Source organism: Klenkia brasiliensis, from assembly GCF_900100695.1.
GTDB classification, from domain to species: domain Bacteria; phylum Actinomycetota; class Actinomycetes; order Mycobacteriales; family Geodermatophilaceae; genus Klenkia; species Klenkia brasiliensis.
On sequence record NZ_FNCF01000003.1, the window covers coordinates 489,231 to 509,443 of the forward strand.

18 protein-coding genes are annotated in these 20,213 nt (G+C 76.1%); 11 read left to right on the forward strand and 7 right to left on the reverse strand.

The features are described from left to right. Positions 1-74: 74 nt before the first annotated feature. The 5 genes from BLT39_RS23310 (at position 75) to BLT39_RS10960 (ending at position 6,110) form a co-directional block, all read left to right on the forward strand. On the forward strand, positions 75-2,093 hold the full coding sequence (locus BLT39_RS23310) for a fibronectin type III domain-containing protein (RefSeq protein ID WP_091062616.1): 2,019 nt from the start codon (positions 75-77) through the stop codon (positions 2,091-2,093). A gap of 159 nt (positions 2,094-2,252) precedes the next feature. Then, complete coding sequence (locus BLT39_RS10945) at positions 2,253-3,743, forward strand: peroxidase family protein (protein WP_091062617.1); 1,491 nt, start codon at positions 2,253-2,255, stop codon at positions 3,741-3,743. 23 nt (positions 3,744-3,766) lie between these two features. Further along, positions 3,767-4,198, forward strand: a complete 432-nt coding sequence (gene dtd, locus BLT39_RS10950) for a D-aminoacyl-tRNA deacylase (protein ID WP_091062619.1) — start codon at positions 3,767-3,769, stop codon at positions 4,196-4,198. A gap of 251 nt (positions 4,199-4,449) precedes the next feature. Beyond that, positions 4,450-5,433 (forward strand): RNA polymerase sigma factor SigB, encoded by a 984-nt coding sequence (sigB, locus tag BLT39_RS10955; protein ID WP_091062620.1) that lies wholly within the window; start codon positions 4,450-4,452, stop codon positions 5,431-5,433. Positions 5,434-5,441: 8 nt separating this feature from the next. Beyond that, a complete protein-coding gene (locus BLT39_RS10960) occupies positions 5,442-6,110 on the forward strand; it encodes a hypothetical protein (protein ID WP_091062622.1) in 669 nt (222 codons plus the stop codon). On the opposite strand, the gene BLT39_RS10965 is transcribed toward BLT39_RS10960, so the two are convergent. Together BLT39_RS10965 and BLT39_RS10970 are read right to left on the reverse strand one after the other, a co-directional pair. Next, entirely contained in the window at positions 6,103-8,808 is a 2,706-nt protein-coding gene (locus tag BLT39_RS10965) for a bifunctional acetate--CoA ligase family protein/GNAT family N-acetyltransferase (RefSeq protein ID WP_091062624.1), read from the reverse strand. The genes BLT39_RS10960 and BLT39_RS10965 overlap by 8 nt on opposite strands. After that, positions 8,801-9,985, reverse strand: a complete 1,185-nt coding sequence (locus BLT39_RS10970) for an acetoin utilization protein AcuC (protein WP_091062627.1) — start codon at positions 9,983-9,985, stop codon at positions 8,801-8,803. Before BLT39_RS10970 ends, BLT39_RS10965 begins: the two co-directional genes overlap by 8 nt. A gap of 143 nt (positions 9,986-10,128) precedes the next feature. Between BLT39_RS10970 and BLT39_RS10975 the strand changes: the two genes are divergently transcribed. Together BLT39_RS10975 and BLT39_RS10980 are read left to right on the forward strand one after the other, a co-directional pair. Continuing rightward, complete coding sequence (locus BLT39_RS10975; protein ID WP_091062629.1) at positions 10,129-10,818, forward strand: iron-dependent transcriptional repressor DtxR; 690 nt, start codon at positions 10,129-10,131, stop codon at positions 10,816-10,818. Positions 10,819-10,866: 48 nt separating this feature from the next. Further along, the gene (locus tag BLT39_RS10980; RefSeq protein WP_242658317.1) at positions 10,867-12,954 is read left to right on the forward strand and encodes a S9 family peptidase; all 2,088 of its coding nucleotides are present in this window, start codon (positions 10,867-10,869) and stop codon (positions 12,952-12,954) included. Here the strand turns inward: BLT39_RS10980 and BLT39_RS10985 are convergent. From BLT39_RS10985 to BLT39_RS10995, 3 genes are all read right to left on the reverse strand, one after another. Beyond that, positions 12,934-14,100: a DUF4192 domain-containing protein gene (locus tag BLT39_RS10985; protein ID WP_091062631.1), complete on the reverse strand. Its 1,167-nt coding sequence runs from the start codon at positions 14,098-14,100 to the stop codon at positions 12,934-12,936. The genes BLT39_RS10980 and BLT39_RS10985 overlap by 21 nt on opposite strands. Before the next feature lie 112 nt (positions 14,101-14,212). Continuing rightward, positions 14,213-14,950: a hypothetical protein gene (locus tag BLT39_RS10990; RefSeq protein WP_091062633.1), complete on the reverse strand. Its 738-nt coding sequence runs from the start codon at positions 14,948-14,950 to the stop codon at positions 14,213-14,215. A 34-nt stretch (positions 14,951-14,984) separates the two neighbouring features. Further along, a complete protein-coding gene (locus BLT39_RS10995; protein ID WP_131801468.1) occupies positions 14,985-15,710 on the reverse strand; it encodes a hypothetical protein in 726 nt (241 codons plus the stop codon). 57 nt (positions 15,711-15,767) lie between these two features. Between BLT39_RS10995 and BLT39_RS11000 the strand changes: the two genes are divergently transcribed. Genes BLT39_RS11000 through BLT39_RS11015 form a run of 4 tightly spaced genes read left to right on the forward strand, consistent with a single transcriptional unit; the run spans position 15,768 to position 19,007 of the window. Beyond that, entirely contained in the window at positions 15,768-17,003 is a 1,236-nt protein-coding gene (locus tag BLT39_RS11000) for a glycosyltransferase family 4 protein (RefSeq protein ID WP_091062637.1), read from the forward strand. After that, on the forward strand, positions 16,997-17,707 hold the full coding sequence (locus tag BLT39_RS11005) for a class I SAM-dependent methyltransferase (RefSeq protein ID WP_091062638.1): 711 nt from the start codon (positions 16,997-16,999) through the stop codon (positions 17,705-17,707). The genes BLT39_RS11000 and BLT39_RS11005 overlap by 7 nt, the downstream gene beginning before the upstream one ends. After that, entirely contained in the window at positions 17,704-18,732 is a 1,029-nt protein-coding gene (locus tag BLT39_RS11010; RefSeq protein ID WP_242658318.1) for a prenyltransferase, read from the forward strand. Before BLT39_RS11005 ends, BLT39_RS11010 begins: the two co-directional genes overlap by 4 nt. Beyond that, positions 18,729-19,007, forward strand: coding sequence for a hypothetical protein (locus BLT39_RS11015; RefSeq protein WP_091062640.1), 279 nt, complete (start codon positions 18,729-18,731; stop codon positions 19,005-19,007). Before BLT39_RS11010 ends, BLT39_RS11015 begins: the two co-directional genes overlap by 4 nt. Here BLT39_RS11015 and BLT39_RS22430 read toward each other — a convergent pair. Beyond that, positions 19,000-19,851, reverse strand: coding sequence for a GNAT family N-acetyltransferase (locus BLT39_RS22430; RefSeq protein WP_165640244.1), 852 nt, complete (start codon positions 19,849-19,851; stop codon positions 19,000-19,002). The two genes, BLT39_RS11015 and BLT39_RS22430, sit on opposite strands and share 8 nt — an antisense overlap. Further along, positions 19,848-20,180, reverse strand: coding sequence for a TraR/DksA family transcriptional regulator (locus BLT39_RS11025; protein WP_091062642.1), 333 nt, complete (start codon positions 20,178-20,180; stop codon positions 19,848-19,850). Before BLT39_RS11025 ends, BLT39_RS22430 begins: the two co-directional genes overlap by 4 nt. Positions 20,181-20,213 lie beyond the last annotated feature (33 nt).

Genomic DNA, 20,213 nt, shown 5'->3' on the forward strand with positions numbered 1-20,213 from the left:
TGCCGCGCGACGAGGGTCGGTCCCGTCGTCCCGGCCCCCGTGGCCGGACCCCCTCCCGCACCACCGGAGCAGCCATGCCAGCCCACCGTGCCCACCCGCCCGCGACCACCGGTCGCCGTCCCCGGTGGCGCCGCGCGCTCCTGGCGACGACGGCCCTCGTCGCCGCCGCGGTGCCCGCCGTCGTCGTCGCGCAGTCCGCGAAGGCCGCGGTGCCGGTCTTCCCGGACAACATCGTGGTGTTCCCCGATCGCGACATGGTCTCCCTGGAGGGCTTCGCCGCGGCCTCCGGCCAGCGGGTGACCATCGAGGTGCGCCGCGGCGGCGTGCTCGTCGGCCAGACCTTCGGCACCGGGGCGTCGGCGACGGCGATCGCCGCCGGTGCGCCCGTGGTGGAGGTCAACCACCCCGGCGGGGTCTGCTGGGGTGCCGGTGGCTCCACGCTGTCGGTCACCCCGGACATCCGGCCGGGCGACGTGGTCACCGTGGCCTTCGGGTCGGTCACCGCGGACACCACCGTGCAGGATGCCCAGGTGACCGGCTCGTCGGTGAGCGGCACCGAGCTGACGGTCACCGGGCACATCGGCAGCGGCGTGGACCCCGCGTTCCTCGAGCAGCGCATCATCAACCCCTCGATGCGCGACGACCCCACCATCGCGCGGCGCGACGTGCGCGCGGTGACCGGTCCGGAGGTGGCCGCGCCCAAGGGCTCCTACAGCTCGGGGCTCTCGGTCACCGGGACCAGCTTCACCGCGCACTACACCTTCGCCACCGACGCGGCCGCCCAGCTCGCCGCCGAGGGTGCGCTGCGGGCCATGACCTGGCAGAACCAGGACGCCGACGGCAACCGGCAGGGCCTGACCATCGCCGAGGCCGGGGAGACCGGCGGCCCGGGCATGGGCGGCTGCCCCGCGGGCGCCACCGGCCAGGGGCCGCGCTCGCCCAGCGCCGTCACCGCGACCCAGGCCGGCGGCGACGTGGACGTGCGGTGGACCCCGGCCGCGCAGAACCCGGGCACCTCCCCCGTGCTCGGCTGGACGGTGCGGCTGGTGAGCCGGCAGAGCGCCGCGGGCGTGGTGACCGAGACCGGGGTACGCATCGCCGACCCCGCCGCCACCCGGGTGGCCCTCCCCGGCGAGCTGGCCGGGCACCGGGTCGAGGTCCGGGCGCTGAGCGACGCGGGCGAGAGCTGGCCCCCGGCCCTGGACGGCGTGACCGCCCCGCCGGGGTCCACCGACGCCACCCCGCCGCCGGTCTCGGCGTCCCCCGCCGGTGGCCAGGTCACCGGCCCGGTCACGGTCACCCTGACCACCGAGTCGACCAGCCTGACCGGCATCTACTACACGCTGGACGGGACCAGCCCGCTGGACGGGCCGGACACCGCCGCCCCGACGTCCACGCCGTACACCGGGCCGATCACCGTCTCCCCCACCGCGGGGACGCCGGTCGTGCTCCGGTACGTGGCGATCGACGCCGCCGGCAACTCCTCCCTGGTGAAGAACGAGACGTACACGCTGACGGCACCCTCCGCGCCGGGGGCGCCCACCATCGGGACGGTCACCGCCGGCGACGGCCGGGCGACGGTCAACTGGACCGCGCCGACCAGCCCGGGCACCTCGCCCGTCACCGGGTACACCGTCACCGCGACCCCCCGCACGGGGACGCCGGTGCGGGGCACCGCCGGACCCGGCGCCACCCAGCTGGTGCTCACCGGCCTGACCAACGGGGTGGTGCACGACGTGGTCGTCACCGCCACCAACGGCGTCGGCACCGGGCCGGCCTCCGCCGCGGCGCAGGTCACGCCGACCCGGCCGGCGACCGACACGGTCACGGTCACCCGGGCGAGCTGGAAGGTCGGCGACCTGCGGGTCGAGGGCACCGGGTCGGTGCCCGGCGCGACGGTCAGCATCCGGTCCGGCGGACCGACCGGCCCGGTGCTGGGCACCGCCGTGGTCGGCACCCCGGCCGCGGGGGCGGCCACCGGGACGTGGACCTTCCGGCTGCGCACCGCCGCGGCGGGCACCCGCCCGGCCGACGTGTACGTCACGTCCTCCGGCGGCGGCCAGGTCGGGCCGGTGACGCTGGCCAACGCCTGACCCACCCCCGACCGGCGCCGCGGCGCGGCACCCCCTGCCCCGGGGTGCCGCGCCGTGGCGCTCCCCCAGGTCTGGGGGTGGCCGGCCCCCGCCCGGACCGGCCAGGGTCGGCCCCGATGAAGGGGCCCGACGAAGGGGCCCGACGAAGGGGGTGGTCCCGTGGTCGACCGCACACCGAGCATGGGACGGCGGGGGTTCCTGGGCGCGACGGCGGCCGGCATCGCCGCCCCCGTCCTGGTGCCGTCGGTCCTCGGCCACCCGGCCTCGGCGGCCACCGGCGGCCCGGGCACCTGGCAGCACGCGGTGGGCGCACCGCGGGGCTCCGACATCGCCGTCACCTCCGGGCGGGCCACCGAGGGCCGGTTCGGTCTGCTGTTCAAGGACCTCCCCGCCCACCAGCCGCCGGACGCCCTGCTCGCCTCGCTGGCCCGCTCGATGACCGACCCGCGCACCCCGGGCACCGACCCCAGCGACCGGGACGCCGACGACAACCCGGCCATCACCGGCGGCTACACCTTCCTGGGCCAGTTCATCGACCACGACCTGACCCGGGACACCACCCCGCTGACCGAGCAGGCGGTCGACCCGCACGGGCTGCGGAACTTCGACACCGCGTGCTTCGACCTGGGCTCGGTGTACGGCCGCGGGCCGGACCTGGACCCCCAGCTCTACGACCCCGCCCGGCCCGGCTGGCTGGCCGTGGGCGAGCCCGACGGGGTCCCCGACCTGCCCCGCGCCCCCGACGGCACCGCCCACCTGGGCGACCCCCGCAACGACGAGAACCTCGTCATCACCCAGCTGCACGCGGCCTTCCTGCGCTTCCACAACGTGCAGATGGCCGAGGGCCGGTCCTACCTGGACGCGCGGCGGCTGACGCAGTGGCACTTCCAGTGGCTCGTCGTCCAGGAGTTCCTCCCCCGGGTGTGCCAGCCCGCGGTGGTCCAGGGCCTGCTGGCGCTCGGCAACCGCATCCCGTGGTTCCGCCCGCGCAGCACGGTGCGGCCGATGATGCCGCTGGAGTTCTCGGTGGCCGCCTACCGGTTCGGGCACAGCATGGTCCGCTCGGAGTACGAGGTGAACGACGCGCACGTGTTCCCGGTGTTCGGCACCGCGCCCGACGACCTGTCCGGTGGCCGGCCCGTGCCGCCGGGCCACCGGGTGCACTGGGAGTACTTCTTCGACGTCCCCGGCAGGGCGCGCCCGGACGGGCTGAACCTGGCCCGCCGGATCGACACCCGGCTCGCCCTGCCGCTGCACGACCTCCCCGGGACCGTCGTCAGCCGCGACACCACCCCGCTCATCACCGACCTGGCCGAGCGGAACCTGCTGCGCGGCAAGCGGCTCGGGCTGCCCGCGGGCCAGGACGTCGCGGCCCGGCTCGGCCAGCGGCCGCTGACGAACGCCCAGCTCGGCCTCACCGACCCGGGGTGGGGCGGCAGGGCGCCGCTGTGGTTCTACGTGCTCAAGGAGGCCGAGCTGACCCAGGGCGGCGCCCGGCTCGGGCCCACGGGCGGGTTGCTCGTCGCCGGGACGCTGCTCACGCTGCTGTTCCTCGACCGCACGAGCTACGTCAACGCCCGCCCGGCGTGGCGGCCGGCCACGACGCCGTTCACGGTGGGGCACCTGCTCCAGCGGGCCGGGGTCGCCTGAGGCCGTGCGGCACCATCGGCGGCGTGCGCGCCGTGGTGAGCCGGGTCAGCAGTGCCTCCGTCGTCGTCGAGGGCGCGGTGGTCGGGGAGGTCGGCCGCGGGCTGCTGGCCCTGGTCGGGGTGGCCCGGGACGACGACGCCGCGGCGGCCCGCGAGATGGCCCGCAAGATCCACGAGCTGCGCGTCTTCCCCGGCGACGACGGGGAGGTGTCGGCCGCCGACCTCGGGCTGCCGGTGCTGGTGGTGAGCCAGTTCACGCTGCAGGGCGACACGCGCAGGGGGCGTCGTCCGTCCTGGTCGGCGGCCGCCCCCGGGCCGGTCGCCGAGCCCCTGGTGGAGACCGTCGTGGCCGCGCTGCGCGAGCGCGGCGCGCGTGTCGCCACCGGCGTGTTCGGGGCGTCCATGCAGGTCAGCAGCGTGAACGACGGTCCCTTCACGCTGCTGCTGGAGACCTGAAGCACACCGCTGTGGTTCGGCCGGGCCCCGTCGGGTAGTCGCCTCCCTGCACGGCAACTGTGAGACGGACCGGTCAGGAACACCAGGGGTGGTCTCGGCCGTTGTCATGGGCGTACCACATCGGGGCCACCACCCCGAGGACGGGCCCGGCCGGCGATCCCGGCGCCGCTCGTCCCGCACCGAAGACGCCCGGGTGACGGCCAGCACGACCGGCGGCCATCCGACCCGAGAGGCAAGGACGAAGAACCATCGTGACGCTGCTGCAGTCCTCCCCCACCGACACCCTCAGCGTGCGCACCCCGCGCCGTACCCCCGACACCACCGGCCTGGTCTCGACCGACCTGGTCCGTGTCTACCTGAACACGATCGGGAAGACCGCACTGCTCACCGCCGAGCAGGAGGTCGAGCTCGCCAAGCGCATCGAGGCCGGGCTGTACGCCGACCGGCTGCTGGGCGAGAAGAAGCTGACCCCCGCGGTCAAGCGCGACTACACCCTGCTGGTCGCCGACGGCAAGGCCGCCAAGGCCCACCTGCTGGAGGCCAACCTGCGCCTGGTCGTGTCCGTGGCCAAGCGCTACACCGGCCACGGCATGACGTTCCTGGACCTGATCCAGGAGGGCAACGTCGGCCTGATCCGCGCGGTCGAGAAGTTCGACTACACCAAGGGCTTCAAGTTCTCCACCTACGCGACCTGGTGGATCCGCCAGGCCATCACCCGCGCGATGGCCGACAGCGGCCGCACCATCCGGCTCCCCGTCCACCTGGCCGAGCAGGTCAACAAGGTGGTGCGCACCCGGCGGCGCATCCACCAGGAGCTCGAGCGTGAGCCCACCGCCGAGGAGCTCGGTCTGGAGCTCGACATGACCCCGGAGCGGATCACCGAGCTGCTGGAGTACAGCCGCGACCTGGTGTCGCTGGACCAGACCGTCGGCGCCGACGAGGAGTCCCGGCTCGGTGACTTCATCGAGGACACCGACGCGGCCGTGGCCGAGGACGCCGTCGCCTTCCAGATGATGAAGGGCGATGTCCGGAACGTGCTGGGCACGCTGGAGGACCGCGAGCGCGACGTCGTGATCATGCGCTTCGGCCTGGACGGCGAGCAGCCCCGCACCCTGGAGCAGATCGGCAAGCGCTTCGGCCTCTCCCGCGAGCGGGTGCGCCAGATCGAGCGCGAGACGATGAGCAAGCTGCGCTCCCCCGAGCGGGCCGACGCCCTGCGCGACTACCTCGCCTGACCTCCGCGGTGGACGACGCCCGGCCACCCGCCTGGCGCCGTCCCACCCGCGGGGAGCACCGCTGGCCGGCCACCCTCGCGGTGGCCGGCACCGTCGCGTTGCAGGTGGCGCTGCCCGACCGGGTCTCCCCCGCGCTGGGCTGGGTGCTGCCCGCCGCCGAGTTGGCCCTGCTCGCCGCGCTCGTGGTCGCGAACCCGCTGCGCATCGACCGGGAGTCTGCGCTGCTGCGCCGCCTCGCGCTCGCCCTGCTGGCCCTGGTCGTGCTGTCCACCGGGTGGTCCGCGGTGCTGCTCGTCCGCGAACTGGTCACCGGTGCCGACACCCCGGCGACCACCCTGCTGGCCTCGGGGGCGGGCATCTGGGCCACCACCGTGCTGGCGTCGGCCCTGGTGTTCTGGGAGCTCGACCGGGGCGGGCCGGCCGCCCGTGCCGCCGGCACGCGGGCGCACCCCGACTTCGCCTTTCCCCAGATGCAGAGCCCGGACCTGGCTCCGCCGGACTGGGAGCCCCGGTTCGGGGACTACCTGTACCTGGCCTACACCAACGCCACGGCGTTCAGCCCCACCGACGTGCTGCCGCTGACCCGCAGCGCCAAGACCGCCATGGCCGTGGAGTCGACCATCACCCTAGTCGTCGTGCTGCTGGTGCTGGCCCGCGCGGTCAACGTGCTCACCTGACGTCGGCGGCGCTGAACATCCGCCGCGGCCCCGGGTCCACCCGGGCGGTCGGCGGGCCCACCCGGACCGCGGCGCCGGCCACCACCAGCGAGCGGCCGCCGTGCCACGGGTTGGCCGGGCCCACGATGACCGGCTCCAAGGACAGCGCGAGCACCTCGGGCAGGTCGTCGGCGAGCCGGGCGACGCGCAGCAGCAGGTCCTCCAGCGCCGCCACGTCGACCGGCTCGCTGCCCCGGTAGCCGTCCAGCAGGGGCCAGGCCCGGGGCTCCCGCACCATCTCGTGGGCGTCGGTGTCGGTCAGCGGCAGCGTGCGGAAGGCCCTGTCGCCGAGCAGGTCGGTGGCCACCCCGCCGACGCCGAAGCTGACCAGCGCACCGAACGAGGGGTCGTCGACCACCTCGACGACGGTGGGGACGCCGGGGGCCGCCATCTCCTGGACGATCACCGGGTCGTCGGAGGGGATGGCCTCGAAGCCGGCGCGCACGTCGTCGGCGTCCCGGAGGTCCAGCCGGGTCCCGCCCAGGTCGGCGCGGTGCCGCAGCCAGGGCGCGGTCGACTTCAGCACCACCGGGTAGCCGACCTCCTCCGCAGCGGCCACCGCGGCGTCGGCGTCGTCGGCCCGGCGGGTGCGCAGCAGCGGCACGCCGTAGGCGGCCAGCAGCGCGATCACCTCGTCGTCGGTCAGCTCGCGGCCCCCGCCGCCGGCCAGGGCGCCGTCGACCACCGCGCGGGCGGCGGCCTCGTCGACGTCCAGCTCCGGCACCTCGCCGACCGGGCGCCGGCGCCAGTCGGCGTGCTCGGCGACCCGGGCCAGGGCGATGACCGCCCGCTCGGGCGTGGAGAACGACGGCACCGACCCGCGGGCGGGCATGCCGTCCTCGCCGCGGACCACGAGGACGTCGGGGATGCCGTCGGTGGACAGGAAGTTGGCCACCACCGGCTTGGTCGCGCCGACCGAGATCTCGCGCAGCACCCGGCCGAAGGGCTCCGCGTCGTGCGCCAGCGCGGGCAGGTACACGGCCACGACGGCGTCCACCCGGTCGTCGTCGAGCGCGGCCTGCAGGGCCGCGCGGAACTCCTCGGGCGGTGCACCGGTGCCGATGTCGACCGGCCGCTCGTGCGCCAGCTCCAGGCCGAGCTCGAGGACGGCGTCGGCGACCAGCACGCCCACCGCGGTGGAGTTGCCGACGATCGCCACCCGGCGCCCGGCGGGCAGGGGCTGGTGCGCCAGCAGCGTGCCCACGTCGAACAGCTCGGCCAGCGTCTGCACCCGGATCACCCCGGCGGAGGCGAACAGCGCCGCGACCGACTGCTCGGGCACGCTCACGCTGGTGCCGGCCAGCCCCGCGGTCATCCCGACGTGCCGGCCGCTCTTCACCGCGACCACCGGCTTGTCGCGGCCGACCCGGCGGGCCAGGCGGGCGAACTTGCGCGGGTTGCCGAAGCTCTCCAGGTGCAGCAGCACGACCTCGGTGCCGGGGTCGGTGGCCCAGTACTGCAGCATGTCGTTGCCGCTGACGTCGGCCCGGTTGCCGGCCGACACGAAGCTGGACAGCCCGATCCCCCGGTTGCTGGCCCGCTCCAGCAGCATCACGCCCAGCGCGCCGGACTGCGCGAAGAACCCCATCCGGCCCCGGCCGGGCACGCGGGGGGCGAGGCTGGCGTTCAGGCTGACCGCGGGGTCGGTGTTGACCAGGCCCAGGCAGTTCGGCCCCACGACCCGCATGCCCGAGGCCCGGGCGGCGGCGACGAACTCCCGCTCGGCGGCGCGGCCCTCGGGCCCGGTCTCGCCGAAGCCGCCGGAGATGACCACCAGGCCCTTGACCCGCTTGCGCCGGCAGGCCTCCACCACGCCGGGCACCTCGGCGGCGGGCACGGCCAGGACGGCGAGGTCGACGTCGTCGGGGATGTCCTCGATCGAGGCGTGCGCGGGCACCCCGGCGACGTGCCGCACGGCGGGGTTGACCGGGTAGATCGGCCCCGCGAACCCGGCGTCGAGCAGGTTGCGCAGCACCGCGTGGCCGATCTTGGTGGTGTCGTTGCTGGCGCCGACCACGGCCACCGACTGCGGGGTGAGCAGCCGGCCGATGGAGCGGGACTCGCTGCGCTGCTCGCGCTCGTAGGTGACGGCGAGGGCCTGCTCGGTGGGCGCGATCGGGAAGGTCAGGTGGACGACGCCGTCCTCGTAGGAGCGGCGGGCCTCGTAGCCGGCGTCGAGGAAGACCCGCACCATGCCGGTGTTCTGGCTGAGCACCTCGGCGACGAACCGGGTGATCCCGCGTTCGCGGGCGGCCGCGGCCAGGTGCTCGAGCAGCACCGAGCCCAGCCCGCGGCGCTGGTGGGCGTCCTCGACCAGGAACGCGACCTCGGCGTCGTCGGTGCCCGGGTAGCGGTCGTAGCGGCCCACCCCGATGAGCTCGTCGCCCAGCAGCACGACGAAGGCCACCCGGTTGTCGTGGTCGACGTGGGTGAACCGGTGCAGGTCCTTGTCGCTCAACCGCTTCATCGGGCCGAAGAACCGGTAGTAGCGGGTCTGGTCGGAGCTGCGCTCCATGAGGCCCTGGATGCCGTCGGCGTCCTCGGGGGTGATCGCGCGCAGGTGCACGGTGCCGCCGTCGGCGGCCACGACGTCGGCCTCCCACCCCGGCGGGGGTGTCGGGTCGTCGGGGACCGCGGGGTCGGCGGCGGGCTCAGTCACGGGGGTCGTCCGGGTCCAGGCCGAACAGCGGGTAGGCCGCGGTGCGGGCGCGGGTGACGGCGCGGTCGACCCGGTTCTCGGTGAAGGGGTCCCAGCGCGCGAAACCGGTCCAGCCGCCCTCGGTCATCGAGCCCGGCGGCTCGATGCGCAGGCCCTTGGCGAGCACGTCGCGGGCCCAGGAGTCGGGGATGGCGGTGCCCGGGGCCAGCGGGTGGCCCGACGCCTCGGCGATCAGGTGGGTCCAGGCGCGCGGCACGCAGCGGACCAGGCCGTACCCGCCGCCGCCGAGCGCCAGCCACTTGCCGTCGCAGACCTCGTGGGAGAGCTGGTGCACCGCGGCGTAGGAGGCGCGCTGGCCGTCGACGGTGAGGCCGAGGTCGGCGAGGGGGTCCTCGTGGTGGGTGTCGCAGCCGCACTGGGTGACCAGGATCTGCGGCGCGAAGGCCTTCACCACGCCCGGGACGACGGCGTGGAAGGCGCGCAGCCAGCCGGAGTCGTCGGTGCCGTTGGGCAGCGCCAGGTTGACCGCCGTCCCCGGGGCCCTGTCCGGGTCGCCGGTCTCCTCGGGGTAGCCGGTGCCCGGGAACAGGGTGAGCGGGGTCTGGTGGATGCTCACCGTGAGCACCCGCGGGTCGCTCCAGAACGCGGCCTGCACGCCGTCGCCGTGGTGCACGTCGAGGTCGACGTAGGCGATCCGCTCGTAGCCCTGCCCGAGCAGCCAGGCGATCGCGATCGCCGCGTCGTTGAACACGCAGAACCCGCTGGCGTAGCCGCGCATCGCGTGGTGCATGCCGCCGGCGATGTTGACCGCGTGCTGCGCCCTGCCCTCGTGGATCAGCCTCGCCGCGGTGACCGAGCCACCGGCGATGAGCGCGGCGGACTCGTAGATGCCGTCGAACACCGGGTTGTCCGAGCCGCCGAGGCCGTGCCCGACGCCGGCGGGGTCCGCGGGCGCCCGGCGCACGGCGTCCAGGTACTCGGCGTCGTGCACCAGGGTGAGCAGGTCCTCCCCGGCGGTCTCCGGGCGCACGACGTCGACCCGGTCGCCGGCCAGCACGCCGAGGGTGTCGGCCAGCCGCATCGTGAGGTCCAGCCGGACCGGGTGCATCGGGTGGTCCCCGCCCCAGGTGTAGCCCAGGTAGGCGTCGTCCCAGACGACGCTCACCGCGTCGCTCACCGCGTGCTCTCCCGGCTCCGTCGCCTGATCACGCCGGCGACGCTACCGCCCGGGCGCACCCGTCGCGCCCCGTCCGCGCTGCCCGGGGTGGTGGCGCGCCCCCCGTACCCTGGGCGGCAGACCCCTGCACCGAGGAGCCTGGCGTGAACGACCTCATCGACACCACCGAGATGTACCTGCGGACCATCTTCGAGCTCGAGGAGGAGGGCATCACGCCGCTGCGGGCCCGGATCGCCGAGCGGCTGCACCAGAGCGGTCCGACGGTCAGCCAGACGGTGGCCCGGATGGAGCGCGACGGCCTGCTCTCCGTCGAGGGCGACCGGCACCTCGCGCTGTCGGAGGAGGGCCGGGCACTGGCCACCGCGGTCATGCGCAAGCACCGGCTGGCCGAGTGCCTGCTCGTCGACGTCATCGGCCTGGACTACGCCGACGTGCACGAGGAGGCCTGCCGCTGGGAGCACGTGATGAGCGAGGCCGTGGAGCGCAAGCTGCTCACCCTGCTGGGCAACCCCCAGGTCTCCCCCTTCGGCAACCCCATCCCCGGCCTGGCCGCGCTCGGTGCCGACCCGGTCGCCCAGCAGGAGTCGCTCACGCTGCTGTCCACCTCGGCCACGCCCGAGGGCGCGCCGGTCGTGGTGCGCCGGATCAGCGAGCAGCTGCAGGAGGACCAGGTGCTGCTGCGGTCGCTGGCCGACCAGGGCGTGCGGCCGGGCTCCACGGTGCGGGCGGTGCTGGCGAACGGGTCGGTGAGCATCGACGGCGCCGTCCTGCCGCCGGGGGTGGCCCAGCACGTGTTCGTCTCCCCCGCCGAGGACCCCGTCCCCGCGCACTGAGCACAAGTCGTTCGCCCGGCTCACGATCTGCGCACTAGGCTGGCGCAGGTGACGACGCCCGCGCACGACGCACCGGTCCACCTCGTCGACGAGGTCGCCGACCAGCCGCTGGACAGCGGCACCACCCCCTTCTCGCGGCTGGCCGACGTGATGGCGCTGCCCCGGCTCTCCGGGCTGGCGCTGTCGGCCGACGGCTCCCGGCTGGTCACCTCGGTGGCCACGCTGTCGCCGGACCGGACCAGCTGGCGGACCGCCCTGTGGGAGATCGACCCGGCCGGGGAGCGGGATGCCCGCCGCCTGACCCGGAGCTCCCCGGGTGAGTCCTCGCCGGTGTTCGCCCCCGACGGCACCCTGCTGTTCACCTCGTCCCGGCCCGACCCGGACGCGGACAAGGACGCCGGCGAGCCGAAGGCGTCGCTGTGGGCCCTGGCCGCCGACGGCGGCGAGGCCCGCCGGGTGCTCGGCCGCCGCAACGGCATCAGCGGGGTGTCGGTGGCCGCCGGCACCGGCGACGTCGTGGTGCTCGCCGCGGCGACCCCGGGCACCGACGACGACCAGGCCGACGACGCCCGGCGCAAGGCCCGCGCCGACGCCGGGGTGACCGCGATCCTGCACGAGAGCTACCCCGTGCGGTTCTGGGACCACGACCTGGGGCCGGCCGTGCCGCGGGCGTTCTTCGTCGGGCAGGTCACCGCCGAGGGCACGCAGCCGACCTGGCGCGACCTCACCCCCGGCGCGGTGCCGCCCAACGGCGCCGGCTCGGACGTGGCGCTGTCCCCCGACGGACGCTGGCTCGCCCGCGCCGAGGAGGTCCCCGAGGGCCGCGCCTCCTGGCGCAACCGGCTGGTGGTCACCGACACCGCCACCGGGGAGACCCGGGTGCTGGTCGACGACGAGGACGCCGACGTCGGCTCGCCGGCCTGGTCGCCCGACTCCACCCGGCTCGTGGCCACCCGTGAGTCGCAGACCACCCAGGCCGAACCGCCGAACTACACCCTGCTGCTGGTCGACGTGGCCGCCGGCACGAGCTCGGACCTCACCGCCGGCTTCGACCGCTGGCCCTCGGCGCCGCAGTTCGACGCGGCCGGCGAGGCCGTCTACTTCCTGGCCGACGACGACGGCCGGCACGCGGTGTTCCGGGTGGTCCCCGGCGAGCAGCCGGTGCGGCTGACCCGGGACGGCGCGTACTCCGACCTGCAGGTGGCCCGCGACGGGTCGGCGCTGTACGCGCTGCGCTCGGCGTTCGACCACCCGGCGGCCCCGGTGCGCCTGGACCCGACGGCCACCGACCAGCAGCCCGACCCGCTGCCGAACCCCGGCACGGTCGCCGCCCTGCCCGGCACGCTGCGCGAGCTGCGGGCGACCGCCGCCGACGGGGTCGAGGTGCAGTCCTGGCTGGTGCTGCCCGAGGGCGCCTCGGCGGAGCAGCCGGCACCGTTGCTGCTGTGGATCCACGGCGGCCCGCTGATGAGCTGGAACGGCTGGTCGTGGCGCTGGCTGCCGTGGGTGATGGCCGCGCAGGGCTACGCGGTGCTGCTGCCCAACCCGGCGCTGTCGCAGGGGTTCGGGCAGGACTTCGTCCGCCGCGGCTGGGGCAGCTGGGGCGGGGCGCCCTACACCGACCTGATGGCCGCCACCGACGCCGCGGTCGAGCTGCCGGAGATCGACGGCACCCGCACCGCGGCGATGGGCGGTTCGTTCGGCGGCTACATGGCCAACTGGGTGGCCACGCAGACCGACCGCTTCGACGCGATCGTGACCCACGCCAGCCTGTGGCACCTGGACGGCTTCATCGGCGCCACCGACGCGGCCTTCTACTGGGAGAAGGAGTTCGGCGACCCGCTCACCGAGCCGGCGCGCTACGAGCAGAACTCGCCGCACCGCTACGCCGACGCGATCACCACCCCGGTGCTGGTCATCCACGGCGACAAGGACTACCGGGTGCCGATCGGCGAGGGTCTGCGGCTCTGGTACGACCTGCAGAAGCGCGGGGTGCCCTCGAAGTTCCTGTACTTCCCGGACGAGAACCACTGGGTGCTGACGCCGGGGAACTCGACCGTCTGGTACTCCACGGTGCTGGCGTTCCTGGCCGAGCACGTCCTGGGCGAGGCCTGGTCACGCCCCGAGCTCCTCTGAGACCGGCCGGGACGCCGCCGCGGTGAGCCACTCGCGGACCACCGACGGCGGCAGCCCGGCGTCCAGCCCGTCGGCCAGCAGCAGGGCGAGGGAGTAGGCCGGCTGGCTGGCCAGCGCGCGGTCCAGTGCCGTGCGGGCGGTGGTGCCGTCGCCGCGCGCCCACGCGGCGGCCGCCAGCAGGGTCGCCGGCGGCGCGTCCAGCGGGGCGGGCAGCCGGCGGGTCAGCTCGGTCCACAGCGCGGCCGCGGCGCAGGCGTCGGGGCCGACCGCGAGCACCGCCGACCGGTCGCGGACCTCGAGGTCGGTCAGTGCCCAGCCCAGCCGGGCGACCTGGTCGTCGGTCAGCGCCGCGGTGCGGCCGGGCCGGTGGGCGTCCACGCCGTCGAGCACCTGGCGCCAGGACCGCTCCACGAGCCGGGCCCACCCCAGCTCGGCCAGCGCGGCGGCGTGCTCGGCCCCGATGACCGTGCAGGCCCGGCGCACCGCCAGCGCCGCCGGGCCGGTGACCGGGGCCAGCCGAGCGACCAGCTCGGCGCGGTCGGTGGCCACCACGCGGCCCTCGGCCACCGCGGCCGCGGCCAGCGCCGGGGTGCCCGTCGGCAGCGGCTGACCGGCACCGGGGTCGCAGCAGGCGGCGGTGCAGTCGTAGTCGAAGCACCGGCCGTCGCGGACCAGCAACGCCTCCAGCAGCGGCACCCCACGCTCGGCGAGCACCCGGGCGACGGCGTGCACGACCCCCCGGCCGGGCAGGTCGGGCACCTCCCCGGCGGCGTCCCGCGTGCGGAGCAGGCGCAGCCCGACCGGGTCGAGTGCTGCCACGGGCACGTCGAGCAGGTCGGCCGGGTCGAGCCGCACCGCCTCGTCGAGCGCCTCGGTGACCACCACCGCGACGACCGCGGCCGGGGGTTCGTGGCCCAGCCGGCGCACCGCGTCACGGGCCAGGTCGTCGGCGAGGTCGTCGGCGAGGTCCTCGGCGCCGACCGGGCCCGGCAGGTCCACCCGCAGCGTCACCCCCACGCGGCGGGCGCGGTCGCCGGTCAGCGCGACCAGGACCAGGGACTCCTGCGGGTGGAAGCCGAGCAGGTGCGGCAGCGCGGCGGCGAGCTCGGCACCGGTGCCGAGGTGGACGGGGTCGTCAGGGCTCATGCCCGCAACCCTCGTGCCCGGCGGCGAGCCCACAGCTGCGGTCACCGGATCTGTGGACGGCGGTCCCCGGTGTGGACGACGGCCGACTCCGCCGCCGGCGTCCTGCTAGGGCTCAGTCGAGCTGCTCGGCCTGGTACTCGTAGGCCTGCTGCACCAGGGCGGTGAACGCGGCCTGGTCGACCGAGCCGCCGATGCTGGTGCTGATCATCGACAGCAGCCGGTCGCCGTCGACCACGACGGCGTACAGCGCGGGGACGGCGATCTGCGAGCCGTCGGGCGCGGTGACGGTGGTGGTGTAGGCCAGCCCGGCCGCGCCGTCGCCCAGCGGGGGCACCTGCAGCGCCGACAGCGTGATGGTCGCCGTGCCGATCTGCGGGGACGTGATGGTGGCCTGCGGGCAGGCCGTGGCCGCGCCGGCCAGCTCGGCCACCGGGTCACCCGGCGTGCCGGTGCTGAGCAGCTGGGCGACGACCGTGGTGCCCGAGGTGGCGGTCTGCGCGGCCACCCCGGTCAGGTCGGCGACCGACGGCTGGCTCTCGGCGATGGCCTGGGCGCAGCTCTCCGGGGTGATGGTCGCGCCCTCGAGGTCCGCGCCGAGGGCGGCACCGGCCTCCAGGTCGCTCTGGCTCACCGGGGCCACGACCGCGCCGGCCCCGAAGGCGTCCTCGGGCAGCAGCCCGGCGGTCAGGTCGTCCCCGCCGCCCGGGGCCGGGTCACTGGAGGACGGCGCCGACGAGCTCGGGGAACCGGTGGTGGGCGCCGGCGACGCGGTCCCCTCGACGGTGCTGCTGCACCCGGCGACGGCGAGGGCGGCGGCCAGGACGAGCAGGGGGCGGCGTGGGCTCAGCACCTGCCCATCCGACCACGGATGCGCAGGTCGCGCCTCACCCCAGCGTGTCGGCGGCGTGCTGCGCGGCGTCGGCGAGCAGGGTGTCGAAGGCCGCCGCGTCGGGCGCCGTCCCCAGGCCGCCGGTGGCCAGGCCGAGCACCCGGTCGCCGTCGGAGACCAGGCCGAGCAGCGCCGAGCCGGTCATGGTCGGGCCCTGCTCCCGGGTGAGCGAGACGGTCACCGGCACGACGGCGGCGGCGTCGCCGAGGTCGGGGGTGGTGACGGCGCCGAAGGTGACGACGGCCTGGCCCATCGGCGTGGCGACGGTGGCGGTCGGGCAGGCGGCGACCGCGTCGGTGAGCGTGCCGACGACGGTCGCGGCGGGCCCGCCGGTGGCCAGCACCTCGGCGGTGCCGGTGAACCCGGTGCGGGTGTACTGGCCGGCCACGTCGACGACGGCGGACGGGTCGCCCAGCGCGGTGCGGGCGGCCGCCAGCGCGTCGACGCAGGCCTGCGGCGTGACGGTGACGTCGGCCGGTGCCCCGTGGTGGTCGCCCAGCAGCCCGGCGAACTCGTCGCCGGTGACTTGGGTGACCGTGCCGCCGGGGGCGAACCGGTCGGCCGGGAGCAGCCCGTCGGCCAGCGCGGGGGCGTCCTCGGTGGCCGCGGCGGGGGCGACCTGGGCGGCGTCCTGGGCCGCGACGGTGCTGGACGCACCGCACCCGGCGAGGAGCAGCGAGGCGGAGGACGCGGCGGCGAGCAGGAGCGGGGTACGGCGCATCACCCCACGGTAGGCGCTCGCACGGGCCCGTCACACCCGCTGGCTACAGTCCGCGGCATGGGACGGTCGCTGCGCATCGCACTGCTGTCCTACCGCTCCAAGCCGCACAGCGGCGGGCAGGGCGTCTACGTCCGGGCGCTGTCCCGGGAGCTGCGCGAGCTGGGCCACCGGGTCGAGGTGGTCAGCGGCCAGCCCTACCCGGAGCTGGACGACGGCGTGCCGCTCACCCGGCTGCCCAGCCTGGACCTCTACCGCGAGCCCGACCCCTTCCGCCGCCCGCACCTGCGGGAGTTCCGCGACTGGGTCGACGTCCTGGAGTACGGGCAGATGTGCACCGCGGCGTTCCCCGAGCCGCTGACCTTCTCCCTGCGCGCCGCGCGGCTGCTGCGGGCCCGGCGGGGCGACTTCGACCTGGTGCACGACAACCAGTGCCTGGGCTGGGGCCTGCTGCGCACCGGGCTGCCGACCGTCGCGACGGTCCACCACCCGGTCGCCGTGGACCGCGACCTCGAGCTGGCCCACGCGTCCTTCCGCCGGTCGCTGACGCTGCGGCGCTGGTACGCCTTCACCGGCATGCAGGCCCGGGTCGCCCGGCGGCTGCCCGCGCTCACCACGGTCTCGGAGAGCTCGCGGGGCGACATCCAGCGGCTGATGGGTGTGCCGGCGCAGCGGGTCGAGGTGGTCCCGGTGGGCATCGACCCGGCGGTGTTCACCCCCGCCGATGGTCCCCGCGACGCCGACCACGTCGTCGTCACCACCTCGGCCGACGTCCCGCTCAAGGGGCTGGTGCCGCTGCTGGAGGCGGTGGCCAAGCTGCGCACCGAGCGCGAGGTGCGGCTGACCGTCGTCGGCTCGGCGCGCCCCGGCGGCCCCGCGGCGGCGGCGGTGGAGCGGCTGTCGCTGGCCGGGGCGGTCCGGTTCACCGGCCCGCTGCCCCAGGCCGACCTGGTCGGGTTGCTGCAGCGGGCGACGGTCGCCGTCGTCCCCTCCCTCTACGAGGGGTTCTCGCTGCCGGCGGTCGAGGCGATGGCCTGCGCGACCCCGCTGGTGACCACGGACGCCGGCGCGCTCCCCGAGGTGGTCGGCCCGCACGCCGCGGTGCAGGTGCCGGCCGGGGACGTCGACCGGCTGGCCGGTGCGCTGGCGCAGGTGCTGGACCACCGCGGCCTGCAGGAGCAGCTGGGCCGCGCCGGGCGGGCGCGGGTGCTGGAGCACTTCACCTGGCGCTCGACCGCCGAGCGCACCGCCGCCTGGTACGAGCAGGTGCTGGCGGGGGTGCCGGCGCCGTGCTGACCGTCGACTACGACCGGCTCGACGTCCGGGCCGGGCAGACCCTGCTGGACCTGGGCTGCGGCGAGGGCCGGCACGCCTTCGAGGCCTACCGGCGGGGCGCCGCCGTCGTCGCCCTGGACTGGGGCACGGACGAGGTGGTCACCACCCAGCAGTGGCTGGGCGCCATCGCCGAGGCCGGCGAGGCGCCGGTCGGGGCGTCGGCCACCGCGGTGCGCGGGGACCTGCTGCACCTGCCGGTGCCCGACGCGTCGGTCGACCGGGTGATCGCCTCCGAGGTCCTCGAGCACGTCCCCGACGACCTGACCGCCTTCGCCGAGATCGCCCGGGTGCTCAAGCCCGGTGGGCGGGTCGCGGTGACGGTGCCCCGGTACGGGCCGGAGCGGGTGTGCTGGGCGCTGTCGGACGCCTACCACGCCAACGAGGGCGGGCACATCCGCATCTACCGGGAGGCCGAGGTCCGGTCGCGGCTGGCCCAGGTCGGCCTGCTGCCCGGCTCCAGCCACCACGCGCACGCGCTGCACGCGCCCTACTGGTGGCTCAAGTGCGCGGTCGGCGTCGACCGCTCCCCCGCCCCGGTGCGGGCCTACCACCGGCTGCTGGTGTGGGACCTGACCACGCGGCCGTGGGTGACCCGGGCGGCGGAGAAGGTGCTCGACCCGGTGATCGGCAAGAGCCTGGTCGTCTACGCCACGAAGCCCTGGTGACCCTGCTGCCCGAGGTCCCCGGCGTGCTGGGGGCCGAGGACGTCGCGGCGACGGTGGCCGCGGTCGCCGCCGAGCAGGCCGCCGACGGCATGCTGCCGTGGTGGCGGGGCGGTGCCCTGGACGCCTGGGACTCCGTCGAGGCCGCGATGGCGCTGACCGTCGGCGGGCTGGTCGACGAGGCGGCCGCGGCGCTGGACTGGCTGGCCGCGCGCCAGCTGCCCTCCGGCGGTTTCCCGTCGGAGTGGCGGGACGGCGCGGTCACCGCGCCCGGCGTGGAGGCGGCCCACGCCGGCTACCTCGCCGTCGGCGCCCTGCACCACGCCTTGGTCACCGGCTCGCCCGGCACCCGCTGGTGGGCCGCGGTGACTCGGGCGCTGGACCTGGTCTGCCGGATGCAGCTGCCCTCCGGCGCGGTCGGCTGGGCCCTGCGTCCCGACGGCGCGCCGGACACCACCGCCCTGCTCACCGGGTCGTCGTCCCTGCTGCAGTCGCTGCGCTGCGGGCTCGCGCTGGCCGACCGGGTCGGCGAGACCCGGCCGCACTGGGCGGCGGCGGCCGACCGGCTGCGGGCCGCCCTGGTCGGGGACCCCGGCGCCTTCGACGACCGGTCGCGGTTCTCGATGGACTGGTACTACCCGGTGCTCGGCGGGGCGCTGACCGGCGCCGCGGCCGAGGACCGGCTGGCCGCCTCCTGGGACTCGTTCGTCGTCCCGGGCCTGGGCGCGCGGTGCGTCGCCGACCGGCCGTGGGTGACCGGGGCGGAGACCTGCGAGCTGTCCATGGCCCTGGCCGCGGCCGGCCAGGTCGACGCCGCGACCGAGCAGCTGGCCGCGATGCAGCACCTGCGGCACGAGGACGGCGGCTACTGGACCGGCTACGTCTTCGCCGACGACGCCGTGTGGCCCGTGGAGCGCACCACCTGGACGGCGGCCGCGGTGGTGCTCGCCGCGGACGCGCTGAGCGGGGCGACGCCGGGCGCGGCGCTGTTCACCGACCCGGCGTTCCTGGCCGCCGAGCCGCGATGAAGGGTGCGCTGGACTGGCTGCTGGCCGACCGCACCCGATCCGACCGGCACTGGACCGTCGCGCAGTGGCCCAACGCCGCAGCCTGGGTGTTCCTGGCGCTGACGCTGCTGCGGCAGGTGGTCGACGGCGGGCCGTGGGGCACCGCGGTGTTCGTGGGCACCCGGGTCGCGCTGGTGTGGTGGGCCGGGGACGAGCTGCTCCGCGGGGTCAACCCGTTCCGGCGGGCGCTCGGCGGCGCCGTGCTCGCCTGGACGGCGGTCGGGCTGCTCAGCTGACCTCGACCAGGTGCAGCGGGTCCTCCCCTGCCCGCGGAAGCCGCTGCAGCAGGGGGTGCAGGTGCGGGTCGGTGACGTGGCCGTCGAACTCCACCAACTCGACGCCGGCCTGCGCGCAGGCGGTCAACGCGCGGTGGACCGCGGCCTCCAGGTGCCGGTCGCCGTCCAGCTGGTGCTCGTCCACGGTCTCGGCCAGCAGCGCGAGGTGCGGAGCGCCGGGGAACGCGACGGCGAGGGCGGCCGGCCGGCCGCCGGCCCAGGAGACGGCGGACAGGTCGGACAGGACGTCGGCGGCCAGCGCCCCGCCCAGCCAGCCGGCCATGCCCTCGTCCAGCGGGGACCAGGCCGCGTGCACCCACCGGTACTGCGCGCTGAGCAGCGCGCCGAGGTCGGGCACCGGCCGCTCGGTCAGCGTCAGCGCGGTCGAGGCCCGCGCCTCCGGGCGGACCTGTGCGCACTCGCAGTGCTGGTAGGTCCGTGCTCCCGCGGCCCGGGCGAACGCCCCGCCGGCGCGGTGTGGCCGGACCTTCGCGCTCAACGGCCGGTCGTCGGGCCGCAGCTCCCGTGCCAGGTCGAGCAACAGCGTGCCCAGCCCGCGCCGACGACGGGCCGGGGCGACCTCGATGCTCACGATCCAGCGACCGGGGTGCACCCGGTTCCGGGCCACGGTCACGGCCCCGACCGGCTCGCCGTCCTCGACCGCGACGAGGGTGCGCCGCCAGCGGTCCCCGTCCCGGTCCTCCCCGTGCAGCGCGTGGCCCTGGGCCACCCACAGCGGATCGGCACCGGCGCCGAGCAGTCCGTCGAGGTCGTCCCCCGGCTGCCACGGCCTGACCTCGGTCACGCGTGCCCGATGCAGGTGCGGGCGGCGGGGCGGGCCTCCAGGCGGGCCTCGCCGATCGGGGCGCCGCAGACCTCGCAGCGGCCGTAGCTGCCGTCGGCCACCCGGGCGACCGCGGCGTCGAGCTCGGCCAGCCGGGCGCGCGCCTGGTCCAGGACCGACCCGAGCTGGGCCCTCTCGAAGCCGATCGTCTGGCCCTCGGGGTCGTGCTCGTCGTCGGCGTTGGACCCCTTCGAGGCCTCGACCACCGCCGCGTAGTCCGCGGTCAGCGCGGCGATCTGCGCCCGGGTCTCGGTGCGGGCCCGGCACAGCTGCTCCTCGGGTGCGCTCACCGCCCCATCGTGCCCTGACCACCGACGGCCGGG